Annotated in this window: 5 protein-coding genes; 1 reads left to right on the forward strand and 4 read right to left on the reverse strand. The window is 60.4% G+C overall.

Annotation, left to right across the window (positions count from 1 at the left end; genetic code table 11):
• Nucleotides 1-43 precede the first annotated feature (43 nt).
• On the reverse strand, nucleotides 44-2,305 hold the full coding sequence (locus tag DBR30_RS14285; RefSeq protein WP_108541645.1) for a patatin-like phospholipase family protein: 2,262 nt from the start codon (nucleotides 2,303-2,305) through the stop codon (nucleotides 44-46).
• 234 nt (nucleotides 2,306-2,539) lie between these two features.
• Here DBR30_RS14285 and DBR30_RS14290 point away from each other — a divergent pair, with 234 nt between their 5' ends.
• A complete protein-coding gene (locus DBR30_RS14290; RefSeq protein ID WP_108541644.1) occupies nucleotides 2,540-4,450 on the forward strand; it encodes a methyl-accepting chemotaxis protein in 1,911 nt (636 codons plus the stop codon).
• An 84-nt stretch (nucleotides 4,451-4,534) separates the two neighbouring features.
• On the opposite strand, the gene DBR30_RS14295 is transcribed toward DBR30_RS14290, so the two are convergent.
• From DBR30_RS14295 to aceF, 3 genes are all read right to left on the reverse strand, one after another.
• A complete protein-coding gene (locus DBR30_RS14295; RefSeq protein WP_108541643.1) occupies nucleotides 4,535-5,497 on the reverse strand; it encodes a sensor domain-containing diguanylate cyclase in 963 nt (320 codons plus the stop codon).
• A 124-nt stretch (nucleotides 5,498-5,621) separates the two neighbouring features.
• Complete coding sequence (lpdA, locus tag DBR30_RS14300) at nucleotides 5,622-7,049, reverse strand: dihydrolipoyl dehydrogenase (RefSeq protein ID WP_043126937.1); 1,428 nt, start codon at nucleotides 7,047-7,049, stop codon at nucleotides 5,622-5,624.
• 148 nt (nucleotides 7,050-7,197) lie between these two features.
• A partial coding sequence (gene aceF / locus DBR30_RS14305; protein WP_258224438.1) for a pyruvate dehydrogenase complex dihydrolipoyllysine-residue acetyltransferase occupies nucleotides 7,198-8,879 on the reverse strand: 1,682 nt, incomplete at its 5' end.

The raw sequence follows: 8,879 nt of genomic DNA on the forward strand, positions 1-8,879 counted from the left end.
GAACACCCTCAATCAGAGTTAACAAATTGGCATCATTTCGGCATTATTCGAACGTACTGCCCAATTGCAGATAGAAGACGTCATTGCCCCCCTCCGCCATGCCGTAGCCGAGGAACACAGGGCCGAGGAAGCTCTCCACCCCGACATAAACCGACCCGGCGGTAAACGAGCTCTCCAGACTGATATCCTCACCCTTGTTCCAGACCCCGCCCTGCTCCAGAGATCCACCCAGATAGAGCGGCATCTTGAGGGCACCGAAGTCATTGTCTGCCACCCGATAGATGTAGCGCAGGCCACCAAACAGGCTGTAGCGACCGCTCAGCTGGTAGCGCTGGAAACCGGAGAGGCGGAACAGCCCGCCCAGATCCTGAATATGCAGCGGCACCACCTCTTCACTGCCCGAGCCCCCCCCTTCGAGGATCAGGTTGAGGCTGTGCCTGTCCCATGACCAGGGCTTGATCATCGAGAGCTGATAATTCCAGCCTTCACTGCGCCCATCTGCCGACTCGAGTCCATCCACACTGACATGGGAGTGGCCCAGTTTCATGTCCCATTTCACCCCCTGATAGGGGAAATAGAGGCTATCCAGATTGTCGTGTTCAAAACGGACATAGGGGCCCCACGCCGTGGCATCCATCTCCAGCCCCTTGAAGTTCTTCACATCAATCGTGCCCAGTTGTCCCTCCAGTCCCATCGACAACCGGCTCCAGGGCTGGCGGTTCCAGCCCACCGCCAGATCGCCGCTGAAGAAGGAGTATTCGGAGTCGAGATAGCTTATCGAAACCATCTCGGGATCCGGATTGGGGAAAAACAGGCGGCGCAGGGTCTGGTCATAGGCCAGACTCGCCTCACCATAGAAGGTCTGGGAGGGTTCGAGCGGGGTATAGAAGTCGGTCTTGATATGTTTGGCCGTGCCCAGCGACGCCTCGGTCAGCCACTCCGCCCCCCACTCGTTGACGTTGGTGAGGGTATAGGACATGCCGACGTTGTAGTTGGAGGTGTTCTCGAAGTCATCGGTGAAACCGAACTGGAAGTTGAGGTAGCCCGGCCCCCAGTTCTTCTCGCTGGCGTCCACCAGCAGCACGTTCTCCCCATCACGCTCCTCCACCTCGTAGGTGATGCGATCGAACGACTCAAGGGCATAGAGGCGGCGAATGCCCGCCTCCAGACTCTCGTTGGTCTGTACCTTGTCAGGCCGCACTTTCAGCATGGCGCGCACCGTCTCATCGGAGAGGCGCGACTTGTTGATGATCTCCACCTTGTCGATGAAGTAGGCGGGCTGACCGCTACGCTCGGCACGACGGCTCAGCTTCTGGTTGCGATAGGCGTTGTACTGCGCCTTGGTGAGCGACAGCTTATCGAGTTGCAGCGACACCTTGTCAGCCGCCGTCTCACCGATCTTGATCCCCTCCGGCATCCGGGCAAAGTCGGCGATCCCCATATCGCCAAACTCGGGGGCGATCAGAATATCCTTCGGTCCCATCAGCGCCTTCTGCTTGTCGGTGCCCACCTGGGTCATGTAGGTGGTGAGCTGGTCAATCATCGCCAACCCTGACTTGAGGGACTCCCGAGTACGCAGCTTGGCACCGATATCCACCGCGATCACCACGTCGGCCCCCATCGCCTTGGCGACATCCACCGGCATGTTGTTGACGCTGCCGCCGTCCGCCAGGATGTGCCCCTCCCACTCCACCGGCTTGAGGGCGCCGGGAATGGACATGGAGGCCTGCATCGCCTTGGCCAGGCTGCCGTGATCGAGCACGAAGGGGGTGACCGTCTCCATGTCGGTCGCCATGGCGCGGTAGGGAATGGGGAGATCATCGAAGCTCTCCTGCACCGGCAGGTTGGAGGTGGCCCCCCGCAGCAGGCTGGCCATGGATTGGCCCTGGAAGAAACCGTCCGGCAGCTGGGTGGTGTCGCCATTCACCCCTATGTCGGTGCGCAGCTGGTACTGCTCGTTCTGCTGCTTCTTGCGCAACGACAGCTCGTCGCGGCCCACCTTGTCCTGATACCCCTTGTTCCAGTCGATGGCCAAAGTGGTGCGTTCCACCTCCTCGGCACTGAGCCCCATGGCATACATCCCCGCCACATAAGAGCCCATGCTGGTGCCGACTATGATGTCGACCGGAATCCGTTTCTGCTCCAGCACCTTGAGGATGCCGATATGGGCAGAACCCTTGGCACCGCCGCCGCTGAGCACCACCGCAATTTTTGGGCGCTCCCCCTGTGCCGCCACAGCCAGCAGCGGGCAGGCCGCCAGCATAACCAAAAGCAGACGGGTCCATCCCGCACCTAAGCTGCGCATCATATTTTCCATATTATTCAGAGGGTCAGTCACCAAGGATGGCCTCTACTATAAGGGGCCCGGCAGTTAGCGCAACCGTCAATCCGCATCCCGCCTGTGCAGCATGCCGACGGGGCACGCCGCCGCCCCTGTGAGCGCAAACGTAATCCGCAAATAAAGGGCTGCAAGCCTCATGGGTAGCGCCGCGCTGCCGCTAATATGAGCGTCGTCAATCTCAACCTTTTGAGCACCTTTATGCTGGCAACCCTCACTCTTAAACAGAAAATACTGGCCACGGTCACCTTGGCCGTGGTCGTCTCCTGCCTGCTGGTAGGCTACTTCAGTCAACGCTCGGCCCAGCAACTGATCGAAAACCGGATGTTCGAGCAGGAGCTCCCCAACCTGACCCAGCGGATCAGCAAGGAGATTGAACAGGATCTCCACGGCATCGCCCAGGCCGCCCGCCAACTGGCCACCGACCGCTTCATCCTCGACTGGGTGGATCGGGGCATGCCCAAAGAGCAGGAGCCGATCCTCATCAACCAGCTCAAGGATGTGGCCAACCAGTATGGTCTGGTGACCGCCTCCTTCGCCGATCGCCAGACCGCAGCCTACTACAACCAGGATGGCTTTCTGCGCAACCTGACCCCAGCGCAGGACGCCTGGTTCTATGACTACACCAAGAGCCAGAAGGAGATGATCCTCAGCATCTTCCGCGAGAGCAACGGCGAGGTGAAGCTGTTCGTCAACTTCCAGCAGCTCAACGGGCGCGGGCTGGCCGGCTTTGCCAAATCACTCGACACCATGGTGACCATGGTCTCCAACTTCCGGCTGGAAGAGAGCGGCATCGTCTTTATGGTCGATGGCAGCGGCAAGGTGAAGCTGCACCCCGAGGCCAACCGCATCGAGCGTGACACGCTTGGCAACATTGCCAGCGGTGATACCGGCAGCCTGCTGGCCAAACGTCCCTTTGCCGTCATCAACGCCGAAGTCAATGGCGAGCCCATGGTACTGGCCAGCAGCTATATCCCGCTGCTCGACTGGTATCTGGTGGCTCAGGTGCCAGAAGCCGAGATCTATGCCGAGCTGGATCAGACCCGCAACGAGATCCTGATGATCTCGCTGGTGATTGCGCTTGCCATGGGGCTGATGGGGATGCTGCTGGCAGGCTCGGTCAGCCGCCCGCTCAACGAGCTGGCCCGCCTGTTCAAGGAGCTGGGCAGCGGCGATGGTGATCTCACCCAGCGCCTGAAAGTGGAGGGACGTGACGAACTGAGTCAGGTCGCCACCGGCTTCAACAACTTCGTCGCCAAGATCCACGGATCCATCGAGCAGGTGGCAGAGAACTCCCGCCAGCTCGCGGCCACCGCCAACGAGGTGGCCAACAAGGCGCAGCTGACCCAGCACAACTGTACTGCCCAGCGTGACCGCACCGTGCAGGTGGCCACCGCCATCCACGAAATGGGGGCCACGGTGAGCGAGATCGCCGGTAACGCCTCTCTGGCAGCCGAAGTAGCCAGACAGGCCAACGATCAGGCCGATGCAGGGGCAGTAGTGGTAGCTCAGGCGCGACACGGCATCGTCGACCTCTCTGGCGAGATTGAGCAGGTGGCAGGGGTTATCGAGTCGCTGGCGAGCCAGACCGACTCCATCGGCAGCATCCTCGAAACCATCCGCAGCATCTCGGAGCAGACCAACCTGCTGGCACTGAACGCCGCCATCGAGGCCGCTCGCGCCGGTGAACAGGGTCGCGGTTTCGCCGTGGTGGCAGATGAAGTGCGCAATCTGGCCAACCGCTCCGCCGCCTCGACCGCCGAGATCCAGGGGATGATCAACCGCTTGCAGGAGCAGAGTGCCCGCGCTGTCAGCGCCATGGCGCAGGGGCGTAACCAGAGTCTGGAGGTGGTGAGCCAGGCCGATGAGGCCAACGCCGCCCTCGGCCAGATCACCGCCCACATCACCCAGATCAACGACATGAATATTCAGGTCGCCACCGCCACCGAGGAGCAGTCCAGCGTGGTCGGCGAGCTCAACCGCAACGTAGAAGATATCAACCAGCTCACCATGGAGACCGCCGATATCGCCCACCAGCTGACCGAATCGAGCCGCAGCCTGCAGCAGCTCTCCGGTCAGCTGGACAAGCTGGTTGGCAACTTCCGGCTCTAACCCCGACCTTGACCTGAGTCATCAACAACAGAGAGCGCCGTGGCGCTCTCTGTTGTTTTGGTGGCGGCTAATCCGGCATAGCAGTCAGCCCTTGCCATCCCGTTTGCGCTGATACATCAGCTCATCTGCGCGGGTGAGCAGCTCGGCCAGAGACACACAACCGCGCCCGTCGTAGCAGACAATCCCGGTGCTGCAGGTCAGCGCATAACCGCAACCACTGTGCTGATTGTGCTCGGCCAACATGGCATTGAAACGCTCATAGGCCAGTTGTGCCTGCGCCTCTACCACATTGGGCAGCAGGACGGCGAACTCATCGCCGCCCATGCGGGCAAACACGTCTGCGCCCCGAAAAGCCTGCTTGAGCAGAGTGGCAAAGGCGATCAGGGCCCGATCCCCTTCTGCATGCCCCCACCGATCATTGATCCCCTTGAAGCCATTGAGATCCAGATAGAGCAGCGCCAGTGGCATCTGCAAGCGACTGGCCAGCGAGAGGCTCTTCTCCGCCAGCATCACGAACCCGCGCCGATTGGAGATCAAGGTCAACTCATCAATGGTGGCCAGCTGCACCGCTTCGAGCTCCCGCACCACCATCGCCGCCAGATCCTTGAGCAGCCCCACATCCTCCTCACTCAATTCCCGTGGCACCGTATCGATGATGCAGAGCGTCCCCAGTTTGCAACCGTTGGCGATCCGCAGTGGCTGTCCGGCATAGAAGCGGATGCCGGGCCCCCCCACCACCAGCGGATTGTCGGCAAAGCGGGGATCCTGCGAAGCATCCGGCACGATGAAGGTCTCATTGCCCATGATGGCGTGGCCACAGAACGAAATGTCCCGGGCAGTCTCACGGACCTCCAGACCGATACAGGATTTGAACCACTGGCGATCTTCATCCACCAGACTCACCAGCGCGATGGGGACATTGAACACCCGTCGGGCCATGCGGGTCAGCCGATCAAACCGCTCCTCGGCCTCGGAATCCAGCAAAGAGAGCCGCCGCAGGGTCTCCAACCGCAATGCCTCATCGGGTGGAATGGGTGCTTCTAGCATCGTGCCTCTCTCGTCAGTGCCAAAACCTATCTTTAGCATATTGGGCTTTGTCGAAGTCGGGGCAGCAAGGAGAAAACAAAAAGCCGCTCATTCGAGCGGCTTTTTAGACAAGCGGGGAAGAAAATTACTTTTTCTTCTTGGCCTTGGCGTTCGGCAGGTCGGTGATGGAGCCTTCGAACACTTCGGCAGCCAGACCCACGGACTCGTGCAGAGTCGGATGAGCGTGGATGGTCAGCGCGATATCTTCGGCGTCAGCACCCATCTCGATGGCCAGACCGATTTCACCCAGCAGTTCACCACCGTTGGTACCCACGATGGCACCACCGATGACGCGGCCGCTCTCCTTGTCGAAGATCAGCTTGGTCATACCGTCGGAACAGTCGGACGCGATGGCGCGACCGGAAGCAGCCCACGGGAAGGTAGCGACTTCGAAGTTCAGGCCCTGTTGCTTGGCTTCCTTCTCGGTCAGACCAACCCATGCCATCTCTGGCTCGGTGTAGGCGATCGACGGGATCACTTTCGGGTCGAAGTAGTGCTTCTTGCCGGCGATCACTTCGGCGGCAACGTGACCTTCGTGCACACCTTTGTGCGCCAGCATCGGCTGACCCACGATGTCACCGATGGCGTGGATGTGCGCCACGTTGGTACGCAGCTGCTTGTCCACCTCGATGAAACCGCGCTCGGTCACGGCAACGCCTGCCTTCTCGGCATCCAGCATCTTGCCGTTCGGCACACGACCTACGGCAACCAGCACGTTGTCGTAACGAACCGGCTCGGCCGGGGCGTGCTTGCCTTCGTAGGAGACGTACAGGCCGTCTTCGCGCGCTTCAACTGCGGTGACCTTGGTCTCCAGCATGATGTTGAATTTTTTGGCGACGCGCTTGGTGTAGATCTTGACGATATCTTTGTCGGCAGCCGGAACTAGCTGGTCGGCAAATTCCACCACGTCGATCTCGGAACCCAGAGAGGAGTAAACGGTACCCATCTCCAGACCGATGATGCCGCCACCGATAACCAGCAGTTTGCCGGGAACGGTTTTCAGCTCCAGCGCATCGGTAGAGTCCCATACGCGCGGGTCATCGTGGGGGATGAACGGCAGCTTCACCGGACGGGAACCGGCCGCGATGATGGCGTTGTCGAAGGTCACGGTAGTCTTGCCGTCGGCACCTTCCACTTCCAGGGTGTTCGGGCCGGTAAATTTACCGAAGCCGTTAACAACCTGAACTTTACGCATCTTGGCCATGCCAGCCAGACCGCCGGTCAGCTGGTTGATAACCTTCTCTTTCCACAGACGGATCTTGTCGATGTCGGTCTGCGGTGCACCGAAGACGATGCCGTGCTCGGCCAGCGCCTTGGCTTCTTCAATCACTTTGGCAACGTGCAGCAGCGCCTTGGAGGGGATGCAGCCCACGTTCAGGCAGACGCCACCCAGGGTGGAGTAACGCTCGACGATAATAGTATCCAGACCCAGATCGGCTGCACGGAAAGCAGCGGAATAACCGGCAGGGCCAGCACCCAGTACTACGACCTGGGTTTTGATTTCTTTACTCATCATGACCTCTTTGTCGTTCTTATATCCCCGGACAGCGCAGTCTTATACCGAAACGGGTGGCTGCAGCCGTGAAAAAAACGGGGCAAGTTTACGATCATGTTAATGAAATGAGAAGTAAAAAGGGCAGGCTCTGGGCCCGCCCTCTCACTTACAGGACCAGTCGACGAATGTCGGACAGCACGCCGTTCATGGTGGTGATGAAGCGAGCCCCATCGGCACCATCGATCACGCGGTGGTCGTAGCTCAGAGCCAGCGGCAGCATCAGGCGCGGCGCGAACTCTTTACCGTTCCACTTCGGCTTCATCTCGGACTTGGAAACACCAAGGATGGCCACTTCCGGCGCGTTGACGATCGGGGTAAAGCTGGTACCGCCGATGCCACCCAGGCTGGAGATAGTGAAGCAACCGCCCTGCATGTCGGCAGCGGTCAGCTTGCCAGCACGGGCCTTCTTGGAGATCTCGGCCAGATCGCGAGACAGCTCCATGATGCCCTTCTTGTTAACATCGCGCACCACGGGCACAACCAGACCGTTGGGGGTATCTACCGCCACACCGATGTGGATGTACTTCTTCATGATCAGCTTGCTGCCATCTTCGGACAGGGAGCTGCAGAAGCGCGGGTGAGCTTCCAGCGCCTTGGCGGCGGCTTTCAGGATGAACACCAGCGGGGTGATCTTCACGTCGGCCTTCTGCTTCTCGAGCATCGCGTTCTGCTCTTTGCGGAACGCTTCCAGCTCGGTGGTATCGGCTTCGTCGAACTGGGTGACATGAGGAATCATGACCCAGTTGCGGTGCAGGTTCGGACCGGAGATCTTCTGGATGCGGGTCAGCTCGACCTCTTCCACATCACCAAACTTGCTGAAGTCTACCTTCGGCCACGGCAGTACGCCCAGACCGTTGCCACCGGCTACGCCGGCAGAGGCAGGAGCGGACTCGGCACGCTTGATGGCATCCTTCACGTAGGCTTGTACGTCTTCTTTGACGATGCGGCCCTTGCGACCGGAGGCTTTCACCTTGGCCAGGTTGACGCCAAACTCGCGCGCCAGACGGCGTACCGCCGGAGAGGCGTGCACGTAAGCGTCGTTGGCAACGAAATCGGTCGCAGCGGCAGCAGCCTGGGCAACCGGAGCCGGAGCAGCGGCAACAGGGGCTGCAGCGACCGGAGCGGTAGCTTGAGCAACCGGCGCGGCAGCAGGGGCAGCGCCAGCCACTTCGAATACCATGATCAGGGAACCGGTGGAGACCTTGTCACCCGCCTTCACCTTGATCTCTTTGACCACACCGGCGAACGGCGCAGGCACTTCCATGGAGGCCTTGTCACCTTCCACGGCGATCAGGGACTGGTCGGCTTCAACCTTGTCACCCACCGCAACCATGATCTCGGTGACTTCCACTTCGTCGCCACCGATATCCGGTACGTTGACCTCTTTGGCCGCAGCGGCAACCGGGGCTGCAGCCACGGGCGCGGCAGCTTGAGCCGGTGCAGCAACGGCAGCAGGCGCAGCGCCAGCCACTTCAAAAACCATAACCAGAGAGCCGGTAGAGACCTTGGCGCCAGCGGCAACCTTGATCTCGACTACGCGGCCTGCGAACGGAGCCGGTACTTCCATGGAGGCCTTGTCACCTTCCACGGCGATGATGGACTGGTCGGCTTCAACCATGTCGCCCACGGCAACCATGATTTCAGTCACGTCCACTTCGTCGTCACCGATGTCCGGTACGTGCACATCTTTGCGCACGGCAGCGGCAGGTGCGGCAGCCGGAGCAGCAGCAACCGGTGCAGCCACTTCAGCAGGGGCGGCAGCGCCTTCGGCTTCGAAGATCATGATCT

This window comes from Aeromonas sp. HMWF017, from assembly GCF_003061465.1.
In the GTDB taxonomy this organism is placed as follows: Bacteria; Pseudomonadota; Gammaproteobacteria; order Enterobacterales; family Aeromonadaceae; genus Aeromonas; species Aeromonas veronii.